Consider the following 23,304-nt stretch of genomic DNA (forward strand, 5'->3'; position numbering starts at 1 on the left):
CAGATGTCAGCCCACTTGCATGATGGCTTCGATTTCAACCAGTGCGCCGCGAGGCAGAGCGGAAACCTGTATGGTGGCGCGCGCCGGATAGGGTTTCTGAAAATACTGCTCCATGGTGGCATTAACAACGCCAAACTCGGCCAGATCAATCATGTAGATGGTCAGCTTTACGCAGTCGTCGAGGCTGCCGCCAGCTTCCGAAGCCACGGCCGAGAGATTTTTCAGTACTTGATGGGCCTGGGCTTCAACCCCACCCTGGACGATCTCCATGGTCGCCGGATCCAGGGGTATCTGGCCAGACATGAACACCAGGTTGCCGCTACGGATGGCCTGGGAGTAGGGACCAATGGCAGCTGGCGCGCGAGGAGAGGTAATGGCTTCTTTCTGAGTCATGTTGGTGTCCGTTATCTAAAAAGGAGTAAGTAGTTACTCTCCGGCTTTCCTGAGTAAAGATTCAGGTGCGATGCTGCTCTTGATGGGCCTGACAAGTTTTTTGCTCTTGACCCTGGCGACCTTGCTGACGGGTTTTATCAGGCGAATGTGCTTCATGACGCGGGCCAGGTGGACCCGATTTTTCACGGTCAGCAGCAGATTGACGATACTGAATCGCGCATCACGTTCGACCGTGCTGATACGTTCGATATTTGCCTCTTTACTGGTGATGGCGGTGGCAAGTTTGGCAATAATACCGCGCTCATTTTCCAGTTCCACGCGAATCTCGACCGAAAACTCGCCCTCAACATCGGGATCCCAGCGTACCGGTACAACTTTATCGGGCTGCTGACGGATCTCGGCAATATTGTTGCAGCTGTCCATGTGAATCACCATGCCGCGCCCGGAGCTGATATGAGCAACGATGGGGTCGCCCGGGATCGGGTAACAGCACTTGGCGTAACTCATCACCATGCCTTCGGAGCCGCGAATGGCCAGCGAGGCCTGGCGGGCCTCCTTCTTGTTCTTGTGGCCGGGCGTCGCGACTACTGGCTGCTCTGGCAGCAGCTTCTGCGCGACGATATGGGCCATGCGGTTGCCCAGGCCTATGTCACTGAGGAGGTCATCCAGCGATTCGAGATTGAATTCCTGCAGCGCAGTCTGAATACGTTCGGGCGTCAGCTTGTCCAGCTGGGCGCCATGACCAGCCAGGATCTTGTTGAGCAGCCGCCGGCCCAGCGCAATAGACTCGGATTGTCGCTGGTTTTTCAGAAAGTGGCGGATGTTGCTGCGTGCCTTGCCCGTGACAACAAAACTCAGCCAGGCCGGGTTGGGCTGGGCACCTGGTGTGGTGATGATTTCCACGGTCTGGCCACTTTCCAGCGGCTCACTCAAGGGCGCGAGACGACGGCTGATGCGGCAGGCCACGCAGGAGTTGCCGACGTCGGTATGGACAGCATAGGCAAAGTCCACGGCGGTTGAACCGGCCGGTAACTCCATGATGCGCCCTTTGGGCGTAAATACATAAATCTCGTCCGGGAACAGGTCAATCTTGACGTTCTCGATAAATTCCAGCGAGTTGCCCGCATTCTTCTGCATCTCAAGCAGGCCGTTGATCCACTGTCGGGCGCGGATATGCGCATTGCTGGGAGTGTCATCGGATGACTTGTACAGCCAGTGCGCCGCGATGCCGTTGTTGGCCATCGCTTCCATCTCCTCGGTGCGGATCTGTATCTCGATCGGCACGCCATGCATTCCAAACAGTGTGGTGTGCAGGGACTGGTAGCCATTGGCTTTGGGAATGGCAATATAATCTTTGAACCGGCCTGGAACAGGTTTGAACAGGTTGTGAACAGCGCCTAAAACTCGATAACACGTGTCAACTGAGTCAACCACTATACGAAACGCGTAGACGTCCATGATTTCCGAGAAGGATTTACGCTTGGTGCGCATTTTCTCGTAGATGCTGTACAGGTGCTTCTCGCGGCCGAACACGCGGGCCGACATGCCCTCGCGCTCGAGGCAGGCCTCAACAGCACTCTGAATCTGTTTGACGATTTCTTTACGGTTGCCGCGAATGGATTTGACGGCGGCCTCGATGCGGCGCGCGCGCATCGGGTACAGTGCCTCAAAACCCAGCTCCTCAAATTCGACGCGCACTGCGTTCATACCCAGGCGATTGGCGATCGGCGCGTAGATATCCAGCGTTTCCTTGGCGATACGGCGGCGCTTTTCAGGGCTCAGCACTTCCAGGGTACGCATGTTGTGCAGGCGGTCTGCCAGTTTGACCAGGATGACACGCAGGTCTCGGGCCATGGCCAGCGCCATTTTCTGGAAGTTTTCGGCCTGCGCCTCGGCGTGGCTGCTGAAATGAATCTTGTTGAGCTTGGATACCCCATCCACCATGTCGGCGACAGTTTCACCGAACTGGCTCTTGATAGCCGTCTTGCTGATGCCGGTATCTTCGATCACGTCATGCAGCATGGCGGCCATCAGGCTTTGATGGTCCATATGCATGTCGCTGAGGATGCCGGCTACGGCCAGAGGATGTGTAACGTAGGGTTCGCCGCTGCGGCGGAACTGACCATCGTGCGCCTGTTCAGCATAGAAATATGCCCGGCGCACGTGGTTGACCTGTTCGGAGGCCAGATAACCTGAGAGGTTGCTGGCCAGTGAGTCGATTGTAGTAAGGGACACTAGCCGACTCCTTGACGCCTTACTCGTCGTCGTTCAGTGACTCGTCGGCAGCCTGCTCAGCTTCTGGTTCAGCCACAATCGCGCCCATCATGGCGGCAGTGGCATCCAGCTCGGCTTCGGGAACTTCACGGGCAGGTGCGGGACGAGAGTGAAGAATGCTCGAATCAACGTGACCTTCAGCGATTTCGCGCAGTGCGATCACAGTTGGTTTGTCGTTGTCTTCCGGTACCATTGGATCTTTGCCGCCAGTTTGCAGCTGACGAGCGCGTTTGCTGGAGATCATTACCAGTTGGAAGCGATTGTCGACTTTATCCAGACAATCTTCGACAGTAATTCGGGCCATAGCGATCAACCTGTTTCAAAAAATATTTGGGAAATTTGGCGGCTGTTATTCAACCAGACCAGATATGATACTGAAAACCTTCAGACAATGCATGTGTCAGCGCATAAAAAAGACGCAAACAACCCACTTCTTGTCGCTATCAGGTCAGCAAATCTGCCAGAAGTTGGCGATTGTTGTGCTGCTGGCGAGTCTGTTCCAGGCGCACCGCGCGGAAAACGGCACGTAAATCGTCAAGTGCCCGGTCAAAGTCTTCGTTGATAATCAGATAGTCAGCATCGCCATAGTGCGATATTTCGTCGCGGGCCTGCTGCATTCTGCCAGCGATAGTTGCCTCATCGTCCTGCGCGCGTGACGTCAGCCGTTGCTCCAGCGTCGCCAGAGATGGCGGCAGGATAAAAATGCTTTTCAGCGGGCTGATTCGTTCACGCACTTGAGCCGCGCCCTGCCAGTCGATCTCGAGAATCACATCACGGCCAGCGTCAAGCTGCTCCTGCACCCAGTGTTCAGAGGTACCGTAGAGGTTACCGAACACTTCCGCAGACTCCAGGAATACGCCACGCTCACGCATCGCGATAAAGGTATCGCGATCCACAAAGTGGTAGTTGACCCCATCCTGTTCGCCCGGGCGGCGGGCTCGGGTGGTATGGGAGACAGACACACAGATGCGTGGGTCGTTGTCTTTAAGAAGCGCGTTGACCAGGCTGGTCTTGCCGGCGCCGGAGGGTGCAGAAATTGTAAACAGGGTACCGTGGGCCATGGATTGGTGTCAGAGTGAAAAGATGACTGGGATGCCGCGAACTATAGTCAAACCGCTGCAGGGTGTCCACTTCCTGACCTGACGAGATCTCCTTCCTGTTCGGATGCCGGACCAGCAGCGTCAGGCTCATTAAGCTTGCGTACCATGTCGCCAAAGAGTCGAAACTCCGAGGCCCGCGGCGATTTGTGTCGCCACATGAGACCTATGGAGCGATGAACATTGGTGTCATTCAGCCGGCGAACACAAATATTGGTGCCGCTCAGGATCTGTTTGTCCACCGCCATCTTGGGAATCAGCGTGATCCCGATTCGGCTGGCGACCATTTGCACAATGGTATTAAGGCTGGTGGCGTGATAGGGAACACTGACATCCTTCAGGCTGAGACGGCATGCCTCCAGCGCGTGGTCGCGTAAACAGTGACCATCCTCGAGTAGTAATAACTCACTCCCCGCCAGATCCTGCGTGCAGATACTTGGGCGTTCCGTCAGGGGGTGAGAGGGGTCACAGGCCAACAGAAATTCGTCGTAGAAAAGGTGTTCGGTTTCTACCCGCTCAGCCCGGTAGGGCAGCGCCAGCAAGAGCAGATCCAGCTCACCCGTCTCCAGGGCGCGAGTCAGGTGTTCGCTGAGATCCTCCCGGATGAACAGCTTGAAATCAGGATACCGGTCGCGCAGCTCGCCCAGCAAATCGGGTAGTACATAAGGTGCAATGGTCGGTATAACCCCTATGCGCATCTCTCCGGAAAAGGGTGTACGGGAGGCATCGGCCGCTGCCATCAGATCCTCGACATCGCTCAGAATCCGCTCGCCGCGGGCAATGATTTCTTCGCCGATGCGGGTAATGATGATGGATTTGTGTGTACGTTCTACCAGGCTGACGCCCAGATTGGACTCCAGCTCCTGCAGCGCCGTGCTGAGAGTGGACTGCGATACATGGCAGGCCTGTGCTGCTTTGCCAAAGTGCAGGTGTTCGCCGATGGCGCATAGATAACGTAACTGTCGGAGGGTGGGCTGATGTGACATTGGTTTCTGTCCTTGATGACCGGTTGCTTTGCAGAATGGACGATCGCGGTGAAAGTGTAAGTGCATCTGGTTTCGCGACTCGATCAATTTTTCCGATCAACCCTGCGAACACAATCAATTATACAGATCATAATCGATTTTTCTAATATTGTCGGGCTAATCAGCACGTGGCGAGTTATCGCCTGGCTTTATGCGGTTAGCCGCATACACAGTGCTGTCCCAACAAGCTGAACATCATATGTCACACAAGGGGGTTTTATGATCAAGAAAACATTGCCGTACGCGATTGCAGCGGTTATTGCGTCGGCTACCATGCTGCCAGTATCTGCCCAGGACGTCCCGGCTGCCAACGAGACGGCGCCAAGTCAAATGGGCACCCAGCGCACCATCCACGACTGGTGGCCGGAGATGCTGGATCTGCGACCGCTGCGTCAGCACGACCCGGCATCCAATCCACTCGGTGAAGATTTTGACTACGCTGACGCCTTCGCTCAGATCGACCTCGACACACTCAAGCAGGAAATTGAAGAGGTGATGACCACCTCGCAGGACTGGTGGCCAGCAGACTACGGTCACTATGGCCCTTTTTTCATCCGCATGGCATGGCACAGCGCCGGTACCTACCGTGAAGCCGACGGTCGTGGCGGTGCAGGTGGCGGACAGCAGCGCTTTGAACCACTGAACAGCTGGCCGGATAACGCCAACCTGGATAAGGCCCGTCGCCTGTTATGGCCAATCAAGCAGAAATACGGTGCCAGCCTGTCCTGGGCAGACCTGATGGTCCTGACCGGTAATGTTGCTCTGGAATCAATGGGCTTTGAGACTTTCGGATTTGCCGGTGGTCGTGAAGACGACTGGGAGCCCGACATGGTGTACTGGGGCCCGGAGACCGAATGGCTGGCCGATGAACGCCACAGCGGCGATCGTGATCTGGCCAACCCTCTGGCAGCCGTTCAGATGGGTCTGATTTACGTAAACCCTGAAGGCCCGGGTGGAAACCCTGATCCGCTGCTGGCTGCGCAGGATATCCGCCAGACCTTCGGTCGCATGGCGATGAACGACGAAGAGACAGTTGCGCTTATCGCAGGCGGTCACACTTTCGGTAAGGCACACGGCGCCGTTTCCGCAGACTGTGTTGGAGTGGAGCCAGCAGCTGCAGATATGGAAGAGCAGGGCTTCGGCTGGACTAACGAATGTGGCGCCGGTAACGGTGAAGACACTTTTACCAGTGGTCTGGAAGGTGCATGGACAGTTACGCCAGCACAATGGTCGCAAAACTTCTTCCAGAACCTGTTCGGTTACGAGTGGGAACAGACGCGCAGCCCCGCCGGTGCCATCCAGTGGCAGCCCGCAGGTGGTGCGGCAGCCAATCTGGTGCCTGATGCCCACAATCCTAATGAGCGCCATGCGCCGATGATGCTTACCACTGACCTGGCCCTGAAAGAAGATCCGGCATACCGAGAAATCTCAATGCGTTTCATGGAAGATCCGCAGGCATTTGAGGATGCATTTGCACGCGCCTGGTTCAAACTGACGCATCGTGACATGGGTCCGCGAGCCCGCTATGTCGGCAGCGATGTACCGGAAGAAGTACTGTCATGGCAGGATCCCATCCCTGAGGTCGACTACCAGACCATCAACGATCGCGATATCCGTGCGCTCAAGTCAGATATTCTCGATTCAGGTCTGACCGTGCCGGAACTGGTTCGTACCGCCTGGGCAGCTGCTGCCAGCTATCGCGGTTCTGACATGCGTGGTGGTGCCAATGGTGGCCGCCTGCGTCTGGCACCGCAGAACAGCTGGGAAGTGAATAACCCTGCCGAGCTGAACCGCGTGCTGGATACGCTGGCCGGCATTCAGGCCGAGTTCAACGAGTCACAGCGTCGACGTCAGGTATCCATGGCGGACCTGATTGTGCTGGGCGGTGCAGCTGCAATCGAGAAAGCCGCTGCTGATGCCGGTTACGAGGTGCAGGTGCCGTTTGTGCCAGGTCGGGCTGATGCCAGCCAGGAAATGACAGATGTGCAGTCCTTTGCCGTACTGGAGCCGACCGCTGATGGTTTCCGTAACTACTTTGGCCCGAATGCCTATCGCTCGCCCGCAGAAATGCTGGTGGACAAGGCCAATCTGCTGACCCTGACAGTGCCGGAAATGACGGTTCTGGTGGGTGGCATGCGTGCCCTGGATGCAAACACAGGTGGTATCGGTCATGGCGTGTTTACCGATCAGCCCGGGACGCTGAGCAATGACTTCTTTGTAAATCTGCTGGATATGTCTACGGCATGGCAGAAGTCTTCGACTGAAGGGCTGTACGAAGGTCGCGACCGCGCCACCGGCGAGCTGAAGTGGACTGCCACTCCGGTTGACCTGGCATTCGGTTCCAACACCGAACTGCGGGCTCTGGCAGAGTTCTACGCCGCAGCTGATGGCGAAGAGCGATTCGTAAACGACTTTGTAGACGCGTGGACCAAGGTGATGACCCTGGACCGCTTCGATCTGCAGTAATCTGACAGGCTGCATCGCTACAGTGACCGACGGTTACTGATCGGTTAGCGATGCAACTGTTTGGGGGGGAAAGCCCCGGGGTAACACCCGGGGCTTTTTTTTGCCTGCTATAATGCTGCCGCACAAACAGATCATGTTCACCAAGGAGTTCCTGATGGCTGACCGCAGCGTCCGCTTGACTGCCTACAGCCACGGCGCCGGATGTGGCTGCAAAATTGCGCCAGCTGTGCTGGATCGTATTCTGGCCACACAACGTCAATTTATGACAGACCCCGCGCTGCTGGTTGGTAACAGCTCAAAAGATGATGCAGCCGCCTACGATCTGGGTGACGGGCAGGTCATTCTCAGCACCACCGATTTCTTCATGCCAATTGTTGACGACCCATTCGACTTTGGGCGGATCGCTGCTACCAATGCCATCAGCGATATCTATGCGATGGGCGGACGGCCTCTGATGGCGATTGCCATTCTGGGCTGGCCACTGGACAAGCTGGCACCAGAAATAGCCGGGGAAGTCGTCGATGGTGGACGGCAGGCATGTTCTGATGCGGGCATGGTGCTGGCTGGGGGGCACAGTATTGATTGCCCGGAGCCGGTATTCGGGCTGGCAGTGACGGGTCTGGTCAGTCGAGAGCATTTGAAGCAGAACAATACGGCTCAGGCCGGCGATGTTCTCTACCTGACGAAACGGCTGGGCATTGGTGTGCTGACGACCGCCCAGAAGCAGGGAAAACTGCGACCTGAGCACGCCACACTGGCTCGCGACACTATGTGCCAGATGAATTCAGCTGGTCAGCATCTGGCGCAGCTGCCCGGAATCACAGCCATGACCGACGTCACCGGGTTCGGATTGATGGGGCATTTGCTGGAAATGTGTGAGGGCAGCGGTGTGGACGCCCTGATTGATGTCGCGCAGGTTTCGGCACTGGAACCGGTGGCCGAGTACATCAGCCTGGGATGCATACCCGGTGGTACACAGCGAAATTTTGCCAGCTATGGCCAGCGGCTCGGCCCGATGACTGACGCTCAACGAGCGCTGCTGTGCGATCCGCAAACCAGTGGCGGTCTGCTGCTCGCGGTCAGGCCCGAGCATACAGCAAATGTCGAGCAGGTACTGCGCGAACAGGGCATTGAGGATTCATTGATCAGACCAATAGGCGAGCTCGTCAGCTCTCGCGAAGAGGCGATCCGTGTCCGGTTGCGTTGATGCACGTCCAGACACTGACGACTATCGGTCACTTTTTCTGGGTGACCTGCCCCTGATTGATACACGAGCCCCAGTTGAGTTCGAGCACGGGGCGTTTCCTTCAGCCGTAAACCTGCCGCTGATGACAAATGACGAGCGTGCCCAGGTCGGCACCTGCTACAAGGCACAGGGTCAAAAGGCGGCCATTGCCCTGGGACATCAACTGGTCAACGGGGTAGTCAAGCAGGCGCGCGTTGAGCAGTGGCTGAGTTTTGCCCGGCAACATCCTGGTGGCTATCTGTACTGCTTTCGGGGCGGGCTGCGGTCACAGATCTGTCAGCAGTGGCTGGCCGAGGCCGGGCTTCAATATCCTCGCGTTGTTGGCGGTTACAAAGCCATGCGGCGGTTTCTGCTGCTGGAACTGGAGCGCTATTGCACACAGGGCTCCCTGATAATCCTGGCAGGCCACACCGGAGCGGCCAAGACAGAGCTTCTCAAACATGTGCCCATGGCGGTCGACCTGGAGCATCATGCCAATCATCGTGGCAGCGCATTCGGCAAGCGGCCGGATGGCCAGCCAGCGCAGATCGACTTCGAAAATGCTGTCATCATCGACATGCTCAAAAAATGTCACCAGGCGCCAGGACTACCTGTTGTGCTGGAGGACGAAAGTCGTCTGATAGGGCGCTGTTCATTGCCGCCGGTGCTGCGTGATGCCATGGCCAAAGCGCCAGTCGTGCTGCTGGAGGCAGACCTGGAGTCACGCACTGAACACTCCTGGGAGAATTACATTCTACGCAAATCCACCGAATGGCTGGAGGTGGCAGGTGCCGAGCAGGGCTTTGACTGTTTTGTAGAGGATCTGCGCGAAGCGTTGTCCAGAATCCGCAAACGCCTGGGCGGTGACCGGTATGCGGAGATTGGTCGTATGCTGGAAGACGCTATTGATGCCCATCGGCGTGGCGACGCCAGCCAGCACAAGTTGTGGATACGCCGGTTGCTGGAGGATTACTACGATCCCATGTACCAGTGGCAATGGCAGCGCCATGACTCACGCGTCATGTTCCGTGGTAATTTCACGGACGTTTTAAACTACCTGCGTTAAGGTCTCACCTACCGACAGACGACGGAGCTGACAATGACGACGCCTGTATCAGAAGCTGAAACAAGAAAAAGCAGCACATGGGAAGTGTTCCGTGTCTTTCTGCGGCTGGGACTGACCTCTTTCGGCGGGCCTGTCGCGCACCTGGGATATTTTCGTGAGGAATTTGTCAATCAGCGGCGCTGGATGAGTGAACGCAGCTACGCTGACCTGGTTGCCCTGTGTCAGTTTCTGCCCGGACCCGCGAGCAGTCAGGTCGGTCTGGCAGTTGGCATGTCGCGCGGTGGATACCGCGGCGCCGCGGCTGCCTGGCTGGGCTTTACCATGCCTTCTGCGATCGCGCTGATTCTGGTGGCTCTGGGAATTGGTGTCTACGCCGACGGTATTAACTCGGGCCTGCTTGGTGGCCTCAAGGTCGCGGCAGTTGCGGTCGTGGCGCAAGCCGTGTGGGGGATGGCGCGAAATCTTTGCCCGGATACACCACGCATTACCTTGATGGCGATTGCTACCTGCCTGATGCTGATCAGTCAGACCGCCTGGTCGCAGGTGGCCGTTATCATTGCTGCGGGCGTGACCGGATTGTTTCTGTTCAAAGCCGACACACAGAGTTCGGTTGATGATGGCTTGCAGGTTTCGGTAAGTCGACGAGCCGGTATTTTCTGGCTCATGCTGTTTTTTGTTCTCTTGCTGGCGCTACCGGTGCTTGCAGGCACGATGTCATCCCAGACGCTGGATATGATTGATGCCTTCTATCGAGCCGGCGCGCTGGTCTTTGGTGGAGGCCACGTGGTGTTGCCGTTGCTGCAGGCTGAGGTGGTGCCGACTGGCTGGGTTAGCGAGGACAGTTTTCTTGCCGGATACGGAGCCGCGCAGGCCGTGCCGGGTCCCTTATTCACATTTGCAGCATTTCTGGGTGCGGCAATGAATCAACTTCCTACGGGTTGGCTGGGCGGATTTATCTGCCTGCTGGCGATATTTGTGCCATCCTTCCTGTTGATCGCCGGCGCACTGCCATTCTGGCAACAGCTGCGCCAGAGTCCGCGCATTCAATCAGCCCTGATGGGAGTGAATGCTGCCGTGGTCGGCTTGTTGCTGGCGGCACTTTATGACCCGGTGTGGACCAGCGGCGTCAGCGACGCCGCCGATTTTGGTCTGGCACTAATGGCGCTGGTGGCACTGGCAATCTGGCGCCTGCCACCGTGGCTGGTGGTGGCAAGCTGCGCCGTTGCTGGCTGGGCAATCAGCCTGGTCTGAGTCAGATGGCAATGTGGCCACCAGACTGCTTCAGTCCAGTGGCAGTATGCCCAGCGCGTTGTTGTTGTTCATCGGAATGATGATCTGGTTTTGCACAGAGTCGTAGCAGATTGAAGCGGCACTCGGGATGCCCTGCGCAATCACCTCAGCCTCTTCGCCCGGACGAATACGGGAAATGCTGCCGAATCGCACACTGCTGACGTACTTGGTGCCATCCTCAGTCACTATCACACCGTCATTGCCGGCTTCCACGGCATATTCAGTCTGCAGAAGTTCGCCAGAGGGGGCGAATGTCATCACATGGTTGTTGCCGATATTGATGACAACAATATTGCCATCATTGTCGATCGCCACGCCATTGGGTGCCATCAGCGGGCTGCCATCAATAAACACAGAAGTGTCGCCATCCGCCGTAATACGATAGACGCGCTGTGGATCACGGGTGTTGGAGGCGTAAATCGTGCCGTCTTCCGTCACACCAATGCCGTTGAGCATGCTGGCGCCGGCTTCTGCAACAGAGAAGGCCTCGAGGGGCTGACCACTGGCCAGATCAAACGTGCGCACGTGATCCATATCTGCCACATACAGCACGCCATTTCGAATCGCGCTGCCCAGAGGATGGTTCAGTGTCAGACCGTTGCGATCATTGCCAATCCACTTTGCAGTGTGCACGCTGCCATCGGGATTGATCAGCGAAACATAGCCGTCATTTGGCTGCATGTCTTCTGAAACGCCGGCGTTCATGGCCAGAATCAGATTTCGCTCTGGATCAAAGGTACAGCTCTCGGCAAAGCGGAAGCTGCCAAAGACTTTGACGTTGCTGGACATCGGCGTGGCCTGACCGGCCTGATTGACTGTACCTAGGGGCTCTCCAGCCTGAAAAGACCCGGTTTGTGCGACGACCGCTGAACTGGCCGCTATTGCAAGCACACTAAAAATGGTTCGAAAACTCATAAGCGTTTCTCCTTAAACAGGACAGTTTGTATACTGTGCCAAACGTTCGGCCCAGTTTACTTGATACTGGCCGCCTCGATACAGGTATCATCGTCATTACTACGCAATTCATCGTTTCTGTGTTTCTGTTTGCCCTGGCAGCCGCCATCACCCCCGGTCCCAACAATGTCATGTTGATGAGCTCGGGCGTCAACTTTGGTTTTCGGCGCAGCGTGCCGCTTCTGCTGGGTGTGTGTATCGGTTTTCCGGCCATGTTTCTGGCTATTGGGTTCGGGTTGGGCACGGTATTCCAGCAATCTCCTCAATTGCACGAAATCATCAGCATCATAGGCATTGTGTATCTTTTGTACCTGGCCTGGCGCATTGCCCGATCGGGCGAGCCAGAGCGGGCGCGCGACATCAAGCCTTTGACCTTTCTTCAGTCTGCCGCCTTTCAATGGGTCAACCCCAAAGCCTGGGTGATGGCTACCGGCGCCATTGCCGCCTTCACGACAATCGAAGGGAACATCTATCTGCAGGTGATCAACCTGGCACTGATTTTTATTACTGCAGCCGTGCCAAGCGCGCTCACCTGGCTGTTCTTTGGTCTGGGATTGCAGGCCATGCTGTCTGATCCGAAGCGCCTGCGGCAGTTCAATTATGTGATGGCGGGCTTGCTGGTGCTGTCCATGGTCCCGGTGATTATGGATCTACTGGAATAAAAAAAGCGGCGTCTCCATCGGGAGATACCGCTCTTTATCAGACTATTGCTGGATCAAACGATTAAAAATGCCCGGCCTTGCAGAGCCAGACCGGGCTATTATCAATCAGTGCTGCGGGAAGTTGTCAGGCAGCAGACGGGGCACAAACTTGGTCATACCCTGCACCGGTCCTACTTCGCCAGCGTAGATATTGCCGTTTCGATCAACGGTCACACCTTCACCCATGGCACCAATGCCACCCATGCCGGTAGGACGCTCGGACATATGCTCCGGGATGTAGTACCAGACCTCGCCAGTGCGAGCACTGCCGATACGCAGACCTTTGCGCCAGCCCGGGTTGTAGTTGGCATCAGACTCGGAATCGATGGCGTACAGCACGTCGTTCTCGTCGATGAACATGCCGCTGATGCGGCTGAATTGATACCAGGTGTCCAGGTGATTGCCGTCCTGATCGAAAATCTGGATACGGCGGTTGCCACGATCCGCTACAAAAATGCGGCCTTGAGAGTCCATCGCCAGCGCGTGTGGTGATCTCATCTCACCTTCACCGTAGCCCCAGGTGCCCCAGCTCTTCACGAATGTACCATCAGGTGCAAACTTGGAGATGCGGCTCAGGGCGCGCGGGCCTTCTTCATCCATGAACTGTGCACTGTGTGTCTCAGCCACAAAAATGTGCCCATCGGGTGCCACCAGTACATCATTGGGCTCAGTAAAGTGGGTGGGCGGGTTGCCAGTTTCGCCGGGCGTACCCAGCACCATCAGCACTTCCCCTTCAGGGCTGAACTTGATGACCTGGTTGCCACCTGAAATATTGGGATTCTCGGCCAGTTCCTGTGCATTGGGCAGGCGTGCGTCGGCAATCCAGACATTGCCTTCCTGATCCACTTCGATACCGTGTGGCCAGACAATCAATCCGGCACCGAAACTCTGCACCACGTTACCGTTCTGGTCGAGTTTCACAATCGGATCGACATCTGACAGCGCGCATGAGTTAGTTCCACAGCGATCGCCAGCCCAGATGTGAACGCCGTCGACATCTACATGGACTGCACTGACTGAACCCCAGCTGCGTCCGTCGGGCAGCGTACCCCAGTCGCGCATTGTCTCGTATGGGTTGGGCAGATTATTGATCGGGGCCACATCGGCGTGTTCCTCGGGACCAGTCGCGCCCGGTTGAGCCAGGACTGCTGGGGCGGCCACAGCCAGCAGAGAGCCGGCCACCAAACCTGTTAACAGGTTGCGTTTGTTCATTTGCTGATTTCTCCTTTTCTCTGGGTTGCGGGGCTGTGCCTCGCGATTCAGGACGCCGTTACAGCGCCGTTTCAAATATGGCGAGCATACGGCTCCAGGCTCTCTCGGCCTGTTCCTGATGGTATACCGCCGAATCAATTACACACCAGCCATGCATGGCATCTTCGTATACTTCGATCTCTGCGGGCACATTTGCAGCAGCAAAGGCTTCGCGCAGCACTTCTTTGGATTGTGGATCACGTTCGTCGTCATTCTCGGCGACCGCAATGAGCATGTGAGCATCCATGTTTGGAATGCCCAGGTGCGGACTATCGGGATTGTCGGTAACAAGCCCTCCACCATGGAATGAACCGCCCGCGCCGATCCGGTCAGGCAAAGCGGCAGCCGTGCGCATGACAATCGGGCCGCCCATGCAGTATCCCATGGTGCCAATCTTGCGGCCGGTATCCACAGCAGACTGCTGATCGAGCCAGGCGACAAAGGTTTCTGCATCAGTAACGTGAGTACGTGCATTCAATTGACCTGCCATCGGCAGAACAATCTCGCGGATAGCCGGATCCTGAAAGCTCGCACCCTCGCCGACGACTGGCGACGGTGCGCTGCGATAGAATGGGTTAACGACCAGTACGGAATAGCCCGACTGGGCCAGCCGTTTACCCATTTCACGGAAGGCTGGGCGCAGGCCCAGAATGTCAGGCCACATCAGGACCGCCGCGTGGCTGCCGCTGGACGGGTGGACAAAATAGCAGTCGGCCATACCATCAGGTGTTTCAATCATGACGTCAGATTCGGTTACGTCCTGAGCATTGAGTACCGGTGGCAGCATGGCAGCCAGCGCGGCGCCAGCAGTCAGTTTGCCAAATTGACGTCGGGACAACTGACCCTTTCTACGCATGAATAAAATATCGTCTTCGAGGGTATGCTGGTCACACATTATTTTTCTCCTGAGTTGGAAGGCCTGCACCGTGACGAACCAGACACATGCTAATGCAAAGCATTCAGCAGCGCAAAGCCCGCCGTAACGGGCGATGACGGTTAACTTGACGCACCGGCTCCAGGTGCCCATAGTTGAGTAAAACGCCGGTTTATTGCTGTATGCATGACCGAGTTAGACAAAAAGGAGTTTCATTGATGAAAAAACTACTGGTAGGACTGTTGGCATTGGCCGTGATTATCGGGGCAGGGATGATGCTGTTGGTCAGTAATCTGGACAGCATCGTCAAACGAGCGGTGGAAAGCGCAGGTACCGATGCGCTTGGTACGCCGGTACGACTGGAGTCGGTTGCCATCGACCTCCGCGCTGGCACCGCCAGCCTCTATGGGTTTTCGGTCGCCAATCCGCCTGGCTACAGCGACCAGGATATGATTCGTGTTGATGAGTTAAGTGTCGCGATCGATATTGCCAGCCTTAACAGTGATGTTATCCGGATCACCAGTATCCGCTCGGTCAATCCCTATGTGCTGTACGAGCTGCAGGGTACCCGCGGTAATCTCAATGCGATCATGGACCAGTTCCCGCCAGCGGCCGAAACACAGGAGCCCGCCGGCCCCCTGCCAGTGATTGCAATCGACGAAATCAGTGTTAATGGCATCCAGGGCTCATTGCAATCCGCCCAGGTCAACAGAGCCGTCGACATCAATCTGGGCAATGTCCTGGTGACCGGCGTTCAGGGCACACCGGATGAACTGGCCACACAGATTTCGCGACCGTTGATAGCTCAGTTGGCCCGCAATGCGGCGGCGGCGCTGAGCTCCGCGATTGCTTCAGGCGCACTGGAAGGAGAACTACAGCAGCGAGCTTCAGAAGCGGTCGACGATCTGCGATCGGAAGCCGCCGACCAACTGGAACAGGCGGAAGATGCGGTACGTAGCCTGCGAGACCGCCTGTTGAACAACAACTGATCTTCCGAGGCGGGGAGCCTGGCTCTCCGCCCTGTTACGCATAGGGGCATGGCGCTACTACTGGCGCGGTTTGGTTTTTGCAGTCGCGACAGCGCTGGCTGGATCCTCTGGCCAGGGATGTTTGGGGTAACGGCCTCTCAGGTCCTTGCGTACATCAAAATAGCTGGTCTGCCAGAAACCGGCGAGGTCCCGTGTCACCTGAACCGGGCGCCGCGCCGGAGACAGCAAATGAACCAGTAGCGGTACTCTGCCTGCCACGATGGCGGGCGTTTCGCCCTGACCGAACATCTCCTGAAGCTTGACTGCCAGTATCGGCTCGTCCCCACTGTAGTCGATGCTTATGTTCGATCCGCTTGGCACTTTGATGTGAGTGGGTGTTAACTTATTTAGAGCATCCTGTAGCGACCAGTCCAGGCTCTCCAGCAGTATTTTTCCCAGTGGCAGACGATCTACCTGATCCAGCCGATGCAGGCCGACAACATGCGGCGCCAACCATTGCTCAAGGGATTCGAGCAAGAGAGTCTCTTCTACCTCTGGCCAGGGATCGCCCACTGTGTTGTGCAACAGTCTCAACCGGCCCAGTAACTGGCGGTCTGCATCCGACCAGCGCAGGAATCCTCGTCGGCGCAGCCCCTGCAGCAATGCATTTGCAACAGTGTCAGCAGGCAAAGAGCTGACGCTGACAGTGCCGGGCCGAGTCGCCAGGGTGAGTTCACGGTGGCCAAGCCTCAGGCGGCGACACTCGTTGGCTACCAGCCTCTCGGCTGACTGATCCCAGAATGCCTGCGGCACCCAGTGCATCGATTCAGGATACTGGTGGGCTAACGTCGCTTCAGGTAGCGAAACCGCACTGAATATTCGTGCATTGGATGGTTGTCCATCCAGCTCCAGAGCCAGTAGCAAAAGCGACTGGCTGAGAGGGTGCTGCTGCGGCAGACTGGCCTGGCCCCCGGAGAATAATTTGTATCGACCTTCACCCTGACTAAGAGCTATCCGGTCTGGATACGCCTGCAGCAGTAACATCGGCGCCACCGATTGCATGGTTGTCATATTGGGCTGAGGCAAGCTGATTCGCAGCCGCTGCGCCCATTGTCTGGCCGTCTGCTCCAGTCGCCGCTGCCGATGTCCAGCAGATTGACCAGCCTTGATCATCGCTGCCAGGGCGCCCAGCGCATCAGGTTCCGATGACTCTGGCCGTTCCTCCAGCCAGGACAGCAACCAGCAGGCGACCCCTTTACAGTCGAGACTGTCCTGTTTGTCAGCGAACTCCAGCAGGCGCGCAAGTCTTGGATGTGTCGGCCAGCGCGCACACTGCCTGCCCAGTGGGGTCAGTTGACTGGCATCCTGATGCTGCAGTAACTCGAGCATCTGCAATTGTTCCTGGCTGCTTCTGAAAGCGCCGGGAGGAGGGGGTGTCACCCAGCTCAGACTGCCTGGGTCGCCGGCACCCCAGCGGGCCAGTTCAAACACCAGTCCGGCGAGATCAGACTGCTGGATTTCAGGCTCTCGGTGCGAGGCCAATACCGTCTCCTCTGACCACAGCCGGTAACAGAATCCCGCCGCTTCACGCCCCGCGCGACCTCGGCGCTGGTCGGCACTGGCACGATTGACCAGTCGGGTAGTCAACCGTGTCAGACCACTGCGGGGCTGATAGATTGGCACTCGCTCGCGGCCGCTATCGACGACAATTCTTACACCGGGGACCGTCACACTGGATTCGGCAATCGCAGTAGATAGAATTATTCTTCTGCAGCTTTGGCGGCTGGCGCTTAATACTTCCTGTTGTTGGGCAAGCGGAAGCTGTCCGTACAAGGGGCTGACTTCGATTCCTTCAGCAAGCCTGCTGGCCAGCGCATTATGCAACTCGCGGATTTCGCGTTGACCAGGCAGGAACACCAAAATGTCGCCGTCATGCGCGGCCAGAGCTTCTATGATCACATTAGCCTGGTGCGTGACTGGTGGCGTTTGAAGTGAGGCATTGCGGTAGAAGGTTGTTACTGGCCATTGCCGTCCAGGGCACTCGATGAGTGGTGTCTCGGGGCCGAGCAGATCCAGCAGCGCTCGGGTGTCCAGCGTTGCCGACATGATCAGGATTTTCAGGTCCTCGCGCAGCACCTGTTGCGCTTCAATCATCAAGGTCAGCCCCAGATCCGCATCCAGGCTGCGCTCATGAAACTCATCAAAAATGACGCCAGTTACGTCGCTGAGGGTGGGGTCGTCCTGCAGCATGCGGATCAAAATGCCCTGGGTGACCACTTCCAGGCGTGTCTGGGAGCTGGTTTTGCTGTCGCCCCTGACGCGGTAGCCAACAGTGTTGCCGACGGATTCGCCGAGTTGATCTGCCAAAAACGCTGCAGCGAGCCGTGCCGCAACTCGACGCGGCTCCAGTAACAGCCATCGACCGCCAGGTGGTGTATCTTCCAGCAGAGCCAGTGGCACGCGAGTCGTCTTGCCCGCGCCGGGCTGCGCAACCAGCAGGCAATTTGCATTCGCTGCCACGGCTGACCGTAGCGCTGGCAGGACTGTTTCAATCGGCAGCGTGCCGGACATCAAATTCCCAGCCTTGCACCTGCGCCCAGCAAAGTGGCGATACCCAGTGCAGCGAAGATGATGGCCGCGACGATGTGTATGGCTCTCACGGGCAGGCGGTCAGCCAGCTTGTCGCCAACATAAACAGCAGGGATGTTGGCGATCATCATGCCCAGTGTTGTGCCCAGCACAACCCAGACGAGCGCTTCGTACTGCGCAGCCAGGGCAACGGTGGCGATTTGTGTCTTGTCACCTATCTCAGCCAGGAAAAAAGTGATGAAGGTAGTACCAAAAACGCCAAATGAAGTCGTTTTGGTTTTGGTATCTTCCAGAGAGTCCGGGATCAGCACCCATACCGCCATGGCAATAAATGACACACCGAGGACCCAACGCAATGCCTGGGGTTCCAGCAGCGCATTCAGCCAACTGCCTATCAGTCCGGCGACACCATGATTGGCAAGCGTTGCCAGCAAAATTGCCAGAATGATGGGTGCCGGACGGCGAAAACGCGCTGCCAGCAGGAACGCCAGCAATTGAGTTCGATCACCGATTTCAGCCAGCGTCACCAGTCCGGTGGACACCAAAAACGCATCCATCAGGAGCGCTCGTTGAACATGGCGGTACGACCACCATCAACAACGATGTCCTGGCAGTTGATATAGCTGCCTTCATCGCTGGCCAGAAACAGAGCAGTGTAGGCAATGTCCTCCGGCAAGCCGGAACGCGGGGTCGGCGTTGCTTTGGCGAGATTGCCCTGCAGTTTGGCCATCTTGCCAGCGTTCTCATCATCACTCAGCGTTTCCGCGCGTGACGAGCCACCCCAGAAAATAGGTGTGGCAATTGCGCCGGGAGATATGGCATTGACGCGAATATTGTGAGGTCCCAGTTCCACGCCGGCCAACCGGGTCAGGTGAGATACGGCGGCCTTGGCGCCCGAGTAAAGATAGCCGCCCTGGTTGATTCGGTGAGCAGCGATACTGGCATTGTTGATAATGCTGCCACCGCCGCTGGATTTCATGACCCGGGCTGCGTGTTTCATGCCAAAAGTGACACTACCGACCAGCAGTCGCATCACGCGATCGAACTCCTCTTCTGTAACCGACTCGACTGAGCTGCGCTCGCCCGCACCTGCATTGTTAAACAGGCAGTCAAGCCGACCGAATTTTGCCAGGCAGGCATCTACCAATCCAGCCATCTCGCCCTCGCGGCTGACATCCACGGCATGGAACATGAACCGTGCGCCATATTGTTCCGTAAGACTTTCAACCAGCGCTTCTCCACGCTCTTTGCTGCGCCCGGCAATTACCAGTTGCGCACCGTGTGCCGCAAAAATCCGTGCAGTTGCTTCGCCGATGCCACTGGTAGCTCCAGTGATAATGGCGACTTTGTCTTGTAAACGACATGACATCGTGGTTTCCTTCTCAAGTATTCAGTCACGGGGCATTCTACTGGGTTATTTATGGATAGAAAACGTGCAGTACTTACCGTGTTTTTGATTGGATGGGTCGGTGCAGGGAGCGCTCTCGCGCAGCAGCCACCAATCGACCCAAACGATATAGAACCAAATGTGGTCGGAGTCAGGGACGAATCGGAGATTACCGAAGAGGAGGCAGAAAGTCCGGCCATCGTTGCCGTAGCAGAGTACCGCGACCCGCTGCAGCCACTCAATCGGGCTATCTTTGCGTTTAATGATGTTTCCTACCGGTATGTCATTACACCTGCCGCCAGAGCCTATCGCACTTCTGTACCGCCGCCAGTGCGGACCGGCATAGGCAATTTTTTCCATAACCTGAAAACACCAATTTATCTCGTCAATCATCTGCTGCAGGGAAAACCACGCGAAGCAGGCACGGATGTGGGCCGGTTTTTGATAAACACGACGATCGGCGTACTGGGGTTCATGGATCCGGCCACGACACGGTTCGAGCTTGAGAAAAGAACACCCAGTGCAGGTGATACGCTTGATGGTTACGGCGCAGGCTACGGAATATACCTGGTGCTGCCATTTATCGGTCCTTCAAACCTGCGTGATGGTGGCGGGACCATGTTTGATTCGATGCTCAATCCCATTCAGTACACGATGGATAATCCAGAGGGGCTCGCAGTCAGAATCTTCGACAACTTCCAGCAGTACGCACCGTTTGCTGAGACCTATTTTGATATCAGGGATGAAAGCCAGGACCCATATATCTTTATGAGAAACCTACATCTTCAGGGATTGGAACGCGATGCAGCCTACGCAGAAGAGTGACAAGCCGACTGGCGGAATCAGGGACAGCATTGTCAATCTGATTATCGCGCAGCCTCTGCTGATCCTGTTTCTGTTTCTGGTGTTGGCCGGGGGGCTGGGATGGCAGGCGCAGAACTTCGAAATAGATGCGTCACCTGACACCCTGTTGACGCGTGACAACGAACTCTATCAGCAGACCCAGCAGGTCAATGAGCGCTACGCTCCGCAGGAATTTCTGCTTCTCACCTACGAACCACTGAATCAGCAGCTTTACTCGGACCAGACCTTTCACGACATCCTGGCAATAGCGGATGACATCATGGAATTGCCGCGCGTTGAATCGGTGCGACATATTCTGAACGTGCCGGTGTTCTCAGGTGTAGAAGGTGTCACGGAGCTTGATGCTGATCTGTCAGGGCTCTCCATCGATCCGGAAAACTACGACGCTGAGGCATTGCGGGACTCGTTCGACAATCATCCGATTTATACAAATCTACTGGTCAACGAAGATCAAACTGCCACGGCCATGCAGATTCTGTTTCGTGATGTCGAGGGGGAGTACAGCCAGCAGGAGCTGGAGCAGATGCGTGTCGATGAAGTCGATCGCATTCGTGAACTGACAGCTCCTTATGCCGAGCGTGCCAGCATCCATCTTGGTGGCGTACATGTGATCGCGTACCAGCTGATCAATATTATCAGCAGTGATCTCGTTGTCTTTGGCCTGGCTATCGCGGCAATGATCTGTGTGCTGCTGCTTATTCTGTTTCGCGGATTGCGCTGGGTAGCAATTCCGGTTATCTGCTGTGCCTGCAGTGTGTTGCCTACCATGGGTCTGTTTGCCTTGCTGGGCATCAAGGCCACGGTGATCTCTGCCAACTTTATTGCATTACAGCTGATCCTCACGCTGGCCATTGTCATCCACTTGATTGTTCAGTATCGGGAAGAAGCTAATGATGATAGCGGTGACCACAAGAATCGAATTCGTCGGACATTAAAGCACAAGATAGGTCCGTGCCTGTTTGCCGGGGTGACCACCTCAGTTGGTTTTGCTTCGCTGATCTTCAGCGACATACAACCGGTGATCAGTTTTGGCTGGATGATGATCATTGCGATGGGTTTCTCGATTCTGGCCAGCCTAGTGCTGTTTCCGGTGCTGGTCCTGTTGCTGCCGAGAGGCGAGATTCACGACGATTATCGCGGACTGACCGGCCTGGTTGGCGGTATGCGAAAGCTGGCGCTGGGCCAGCCAGTGCTCGTGTGTATTGCTGCCGCGTTGATACTGGCTGTCGGTATAGCTGGCGCGACACTGTTATCTGTGGAAAACAGTTTTATCAATTACTTTCGAACGTCAACACTGATCCACCAGGAGCTTGCATACATAGATCAGGACTTCGGCGGCACCACACCGCTGGATATCACCTACCAGATACAGGAAACGCCTGATAACCCTGATCTGATCATGTCTGCCGAAGCTTCGTTGACGCTGCAGCGCATTCATCAGGTCATGGAGAACTTTGAGGCGACAGGTCGCATTCTTTCGCCGGTCAATCTGACAGACCTGGCCCGTGAGGTAAATAATGATCGACCCATCACCGAGTATGAACTCACAGCGATCTACTGGCTGATGGAGGAGGAATTCCGAGAAGATCTGGTGGGTTCCTTTTTTAATGAGGAGCTACAGGAAGTCCGCTTCAATGTCTGGATACAGGACCTGACACCCGGACTGAATCGTGCGGAGTTTCTGGAACAGGTCAGGACGGATCTGGCGGATATTGGAGTGTCGGAAGACAGCTATCAGCTAACCAATCTGTTCATGCTATATCAGCAGATCATGCAGAAACTGTTCGATTCACAGATAAAGACCCTGGGGCTGGTATATATCGCCATTACCCTGATGTTTATGTTGATATTCCGATCCGTGAAGATCGCGCTGGTGGCAATTGTCCCAAATATTATTTCAACAGCAGCGATATTTGGTGTGATGGGATGGGCAGGGCTGCCGCTGGACCTGATGACAATCACGATTGCGGCAATTGTAATGGGTATCGCCGTCGACGATACCATTCACTATATTCACCGTTATCTGGAAGAGCGAGAATCCAATGACGCCGAGGCAGCGATTGATAATACGCATCGCAGTGTCGGCATGGCAGTGCTTTATACATCAGTATTGATTTCTGCTGGATTCTCGATGCTGGCGTTTTCGGATTTTGTGCCAAGCGTGATCTTTGGCCTGTTGACGGCGCTGGCCATGATCATGGCGCTGCTGGCGGATCTCTGTTTATTGCCAGTATTGCTGAAGAAATTTGTTTCTGCATAAAAAAGGCCTGGATCACCAGGCCTTTTCTCGATCATTTTGTCCGATCGTCGTTGCAGGCCATGTTGATATCAACGACCTGCATACGCGAGACTTAGCAGTCTGCGCCACCTACAGCTTCACAGGCTTCTTCTGCGGCGTCTTCAGTCGCGTCCATTACTTCTTCGGCGGCGTTATCAATGTTCTCGCCAGCCTCTTCTGCAGGACCGTCGCTGCATGCGGCAAGTGTCATAAATCCCATAAATGTAAAAATCAGTGCAATCAATCGCATAAATATTTCTCCTGGTTTACGTCCGTGATTTGATCAGTGTGTGAAAGCTCAGTATTGGCTGAGTGTCCATCACTACATGGGAGGTTTGCCTCGCACGGCTCTTGCGATCAGTGCGATCACAAACAGTACGATAAAGACAAAAAACAGGATCTCCGCAATCCCTACCGCAGCGCCAGCAATACCGGTGAATCCCAGCAGGCCAGCAATGATGGCGATTACAAGAAACGTTAACGCCCAACCCAACATGTTACTCCTCCTTCAGACACTAAGTCTTGAGTGATTGTTCATGTGGTGCCATTCGATAATGACAAATTTCCCTTTCAATAGCAAAACGGCTGCAAAGCGTTATTAT

The 23,304-nt window shown here is 56.0% G+C and carries 20 protein-coding genes and 1 pseudogene; 8 read left to right on the forward strand and 13 right to left on the reverse strand.

What is annotated here, in order from left to right:
- Window positions 1-6: 6 nt before the first annotated feature.
- The 5 genes and pseudogenes from QGM61_RS10850 to QGM61_RS10870 form a co-directional block, all read right to left on the reverse strand.
- Window positions 7-393, reverse strand: a complete 387-nt coding sequence (locus QGM61_RS10850) for a RidA family protein (protein ID WP_237132607.1) — start codon at window positions 391-393, stop codon at window positions 7-9.
- A 102-nt stretch (window positions 394-495) separates the two neighbouring features.
- Window positions 496-2,628, reverse strand: a pseudogene (gene spoT / locus QGM61_RS10855) (bifunctional GTP diphosphokinase/guanosine-3',5'-bis pyrophosphate 3'-pyrophosphohydrolase); the annotation flags it as partial.
- Between the two features lie 19 nt (window positions 2,629-2,647).
- A complete protein-coding gene (gene rpoZ, locus QGM61_RS10860) occupies window positions 2,648-2,971 on the reverse strand; it encodes a DNA-directed RNA polymerase subunit omega (RefSeq protein WP_237132608.1) in 324 nt (107 codons plus the stop codon).
- A 139-nt stretch (window positions 2,972-3,110) separates the two neighbouring features.
- The gene (gene gmk, locus QGM61_RS10865; protein WP_281132972.1) at window positions 3,111-3,728 is read right to left on the reverse strand and encodes a guanylate kinase; all 618 of its coding nucleotides are present in this window, start codon (window positions 3,726-3,728) and stop codon (window positions 3,111-3,113) included.
- A 47-nt stretch (window positions 3,729-3,775) separates the two neighbouring features.
- Window positions 3,776-4,750 carry a hydrogen peroxide-inducible genes activator gene (locus tag QGM61_RS10870; protein WP_281132974.1) on the reverse strand — a complete coding sequence of 325 codons (975 nt, stop codon included), beginning with the start codon at window positions 4,748-4,750 and terminating at the stop codon, window positions 3,776-3,778.
- Between the two features lie 369 nt (window positions 4,751-5,119).
- On the opposite strand from QGM61_RS10870, the gene katG reads away from it, so the two are divergent.
- From katG to chrA, 4 genes are all read left to right on the forward strand, one after another.
- Complete coding sequence (katG, locus tag QGM61_RS10875; RefSeq protein ID WP_317622185.1) at window positions 5,120-7,255, forward strand: catalase/peroxidase HPI; 2,136 nt, start codon at window positions 5,120-5,122, stop codon at window positions 7,253-7,255.
- A gap of 154 nt (window positions 7,256-7,409) precedes the next feature.
- Entirely contained in the window at window positions 7,410-8,462 is a 1,053-nt protein-coding gene (gene selD, locus QGM61_RS10880) for a selenide, water dikinase SelD (RefSeq protein ID WP_237132612.1), read from the forward strand.
- Window positions 8,446-9,546: a tRNA 2-selenouridine(34) synthase MnmH gene (gene mnmH, locus QGM61_RS10885; RefSeq protein ID WP_237132613.1), complete on the forward strand. Its 1,101-nt coding sequence runs from the start codon at window positions 8,446-8,448 to the stop codon at window positions 9,544-9,546. The genes selD and mnmH overlap by 17 nt, the downstream gene beginning before the upstream one ends.
- 33 nt (window positions 9,547-9,579) lie before the next feature.
- Complete coding sequence (gene chrA, locus QGM61_RS10890) at window positions 9,580-10,797, forward strand: chromate efflux transporter (RefSeq protein ID WP_281132978.1); 1,218 nt, start codon at window positions 9,580-9,582, stop codon at window positions 10,795-10,797.
- Between the two features lie 30 nt (window positions 10,798-10,827).
- On the opposite strand, the gene QGM61_RS10895 is transcribed toward chrA, so the two are convergent.
- Window positions 10,828-11,751 carry an SMP-30/gluconolactonase/LRE family protein gene (locus QGM61_RS10895; RefSeq protein ID WP_237132615.1) on the reverse strand — a complete coding sequence of 308 codons (924 nt, stop codon included), beginning with the start codon at window positions 11,749-11,751 and terminating at the stop codon, window positions 10,828-10,830.
- Window positions 11,752-11,786: 35 nt separating this feature from the next.
- Between QGM61_RS10895 and QGM61_RS10900 the strand changes: the two genes are divergently transcribed.
- Complete coding sequence (locus tag QGM61_RS10900) at window positions 11,787-12,452, forward strand: LysE family translocator (protein WP_317622179.1); 666 nt, start codon at window positions 11,787-11,789, stop codon at window positions 12,450-12,452.
- A gap of 105 nt (window positions 12,453-12,557) precedes the next feature.
- Here the strand turns inward: QGM61_RS10900 and QGM61_RS10905 are convergent, their stop codons facing one another.
- Both QGM61_RS10905 and QGM61_RS10910 read right to left on the reverse strand, forming a co-directional pair.
- Window positions 12,558-13,703, reverse strand: a complete 1,146-nt coding sequence (locus tag QGM61_RS10905; RefSeq protein ID WP_281132980.1) for a peptidyl-alpha-hydroxyglycine alpha-amidating lyase family protein — start codon at window positions 13,701-13,703, stop codon at window positions 12,558-12,560.
- A 58-nt stretch (window positions 13,704-13,761) separates the two neighbouring features.
- Window positions 13,762-14,637: a dienelactone hydrolase family protein gene (locus QGM61_RS10910; RefSeq protein ID WP_281132982.1), complete on the reverse strand. Its 876-nt coding sequence runs from the start codon at window positions 14,635-14,637 to the stop codon at window positions 13,762-13,764.
- Window positions 14,638-14,834: 197 nt separating this feature from the next.
- Here QGM61_RS10910 and QGM61_RS10915 point away from each other — a divergent pair, with 197 nt between their 5' ends.
- The gene (locus QGM61_RS10915) at window positions 14,835-15,605 is read left to right on the forward strand and encodes a hypothetical protein (protein WP_237132618.1); all 771 of its coding nucleotides are present in this window, start codon (window positions 14,835-14,837) and stop codon (window positions 15,603-15,605) included.
- Window positions 15,606-15,662: 57 nt separating this feature from the next.
- Here the strand turns inward: QGM61_RS10915 and hrpB are convergent, their stop codons facing one another.
- Genes hrpB through QGM61_RS10930 form a run of 3 tightly spaced genes read right to left on the reverse strand, consistent with a single transcriptional unit; the run spans window position 15,663 to window position 19,542 of the window.
- Window positions 15,663-18,155 (reverse strand): ATP-dependent helicase HrpB, encoded by a 2,493-nt coding sequence (gene hrpB / locus QGM61_RS10920; protein ID WP_281132984.1) that lies wholly within the window; start codon window positions 18,153-18,155, stop codon window positions 15,663-15,665.
- Window positions 18,155-18,733 (reverse strand): TMEM165/GDT1 family protein, encoded by a 579-nt coding sequence (locus tag QGM61_RS10925; protein ID WP_411268264.1) that lies wholly within the window; start codon window positions 18,731-18,733, stop codon window positions 18,155-18,157. The genes hrpB and QGM61_RS10925 overlap by 1 nt, the downstream gene beginning before the upstream one ends.
- Entirely contained in the window at window positions 18,730-19,542 is an 813-nt protein-coding gene (locus tag QGM61_RS10930) for an SDR family NAD(P)-dependent oxidoreductase (RefSeq protein ID WP_237132621.1), read from the reverse strand. The genes QGM61_RS10925 and QGM61_RS10930 overlap by 4 nt, the downstream gene beginning before the upstream one ends.
- Before the next feature lie 51 nt (window positions 19,543-19,593).
- Here QGM61_RS10930 and QGM61_RS10935 point away from each other — a divergent pair, with 51 nt between their 5' ends.
- Window positions 19,594-20,385, forward strand: coding sequence for a VacJ family lipoprotein (locus QGM61_RS10935; protein ID WP_281132987.1), 792 nt, complete (start codon window positions 19,594-19,596; stop codon window positions 20,383-20,385).
- Window positions 20,363-22,684: an efflux RND transporter permease subunit gene (locus tag QGM61_RS10940; RefSeq protein ID WP_281132989.1), complete on the forward strand. Its 2,322-nt coding sequence runs from the start codon at window positions 20,363-20,365 to the stop codon at window positions 22,682-22,684. The genes QGM61_RS10935 and QGM61_RS10940 overlap by 23 nt, the downstream gene beginning before the upstream one ends.
- Before the next feature lie 91 nt (window positions 22,685-22,775).
- Here the strand turns inward: QGM61_RS10940 and QGM61_RS10945 are convergent, their stop codons facing one another.
- On the reverse strand, window positions 22,776-22,952 hold the full coding sequence (locus QGM61_RS10945; protein ID WP_237132624.1) for a hypothetical protein: 177 nt from the start codon (window positions 22,950-22,952) through the stop codon (window positions 22,776-22,778).
- Window positions 22,953-23,024: 72 nt separating this feature from the next.
- Window positions 23,025-23,198 (reverse strand): DUF1328 domain-containing protein, encoded by a 174-nt coding sequence (locus QGM61_RS10950; RefSeq protein ID WP_237132625.1) that lies wholly within the window; start codon window positions 23,196-23,198, stop codon window positions 23,025-23,027.
- Between the last annotated feature and the right edge of the window lie 106 nt (window positions 23,199-23,304).

The organism is Pseudohongiella sp. SYSU M77423 (genome assembly GCF_029911965.1).
Classification (GTDB): Bacteria; Pseudomonadota; Gammaproteobacteria; order Pseudomonadales; family Pseudohongiellaceae; genus Pseudohongiella.

Coding starts and splice junctions, on each gene's coding strand:
- QGM61_RS10850 (WP_237132607.1), bottom strand. CDS start 393: ATGACTCAGAAAGAAGCCATTACCTCTCCTCGCGCGCCAGCTGCCATT.
- rpoZ (WP_237132608.1), bottom strand. CDS start 2,971: ATGGCCCGAATTACTGTCGAAGATTGTCTGGATAAAGTCGACAATCGC.
- gmk (WP_281132972.1), bottom strand. CDS start 3,728: ATGGCCCACGGTACCCTGTTTACAATTTCTGCACCCTCCGGCGCCGGC.
- QGM61_RS10870 (WP_281132974.1), bottom strand. CDS start 4,750: ATGTCACATCAGCCCACCCTCCGACAGTTACGTTATCTATGCGCCATC.
- katG (WP_317622185.1), top strand. CDS start 5,120: ATGGGCACCCAGCGCACCATCCACGACTGGTGGCCGGAGATGCTGGAT.
- selD (WP_237132612.1), top strand. CDS start 7,410: ATGGCTGACCGCAGCGTCCGCTTGACTGCCTACAGCCACGGCGCCGGA.
- chrA (WP_281132978.1), top strand. CDS start 9,580: ATGACGACGCCTGTATCAGAAGCTGAAACAAGAAAAAGCAGCACATGG.
- QGM61_RS10895 (WP_237132615.1), bottom strand. CDS start 11,751: ATGAGTTTTCGAACCATTTTTAGTGTGCTTGCAATAGCGGCCAGTTCA.
- QGM61_RS10905 (WP_281132980.1), bottom strand. CDS start 13,703: ATGAACAAACGCAACCTGTTAACAGGTTTGGTGGCCGGCTCTCTGCTG.
- QGM61_RS10910 (WP_281132982.1), bottom strand. CDS start 14,637: ATGTGTGACCAGCATACCCTCGAAGACGATATTTTATTCATGCGTAGA.
- QGM61_RS10915 (WP_237132618.1), top strand. CDS start 14,835: ATGAAAAAACTACTGGTAGGACTGTTGGCATTGGCCGTGATTATCGGG.
- hrpB (WP_281132984.1), bottom strand. CDS start 18,155: ATGTCCGGCACGCTGCCGATTGAAACAGTCCTGCCAGCGCTACGGTCA.
- QGM61_RS10930 (WP_237132621.1), bottom strand. CDS start 19,542: ATGTCATGTCGTTTACAAGACAAAGTCGCCATTATCACTGGAGCTACC.
- QGM61_RS10935 (WP_281132987.1), top strand. CDS start 19,594: ATGGATAGAAAACGTGCAGTACTTACCGTGTTTTTGATTGGATGGGTC.
- QGM61_RS10940 (WP_281132989.1), top strand. CDS start 20,363: ATGCAGCCTACGCAGAAGAGTGACAAGCCGACTGGCGGAATCAGGGAC.
- QGM61_RS10945 (WP_237132624.1), bottom strand. CDS start 22,952: ATGCGATTGATTGCACTGATTTTTACATTTATGGGATTTATGACACTT.
- QGM61_RS10950 (WP_237132625.1), bottom strand. CDS start 23,198: ATGTTGGGTTGGGCGTTAACGTTTCTTGTAATCGCCATCATTGCTGGC.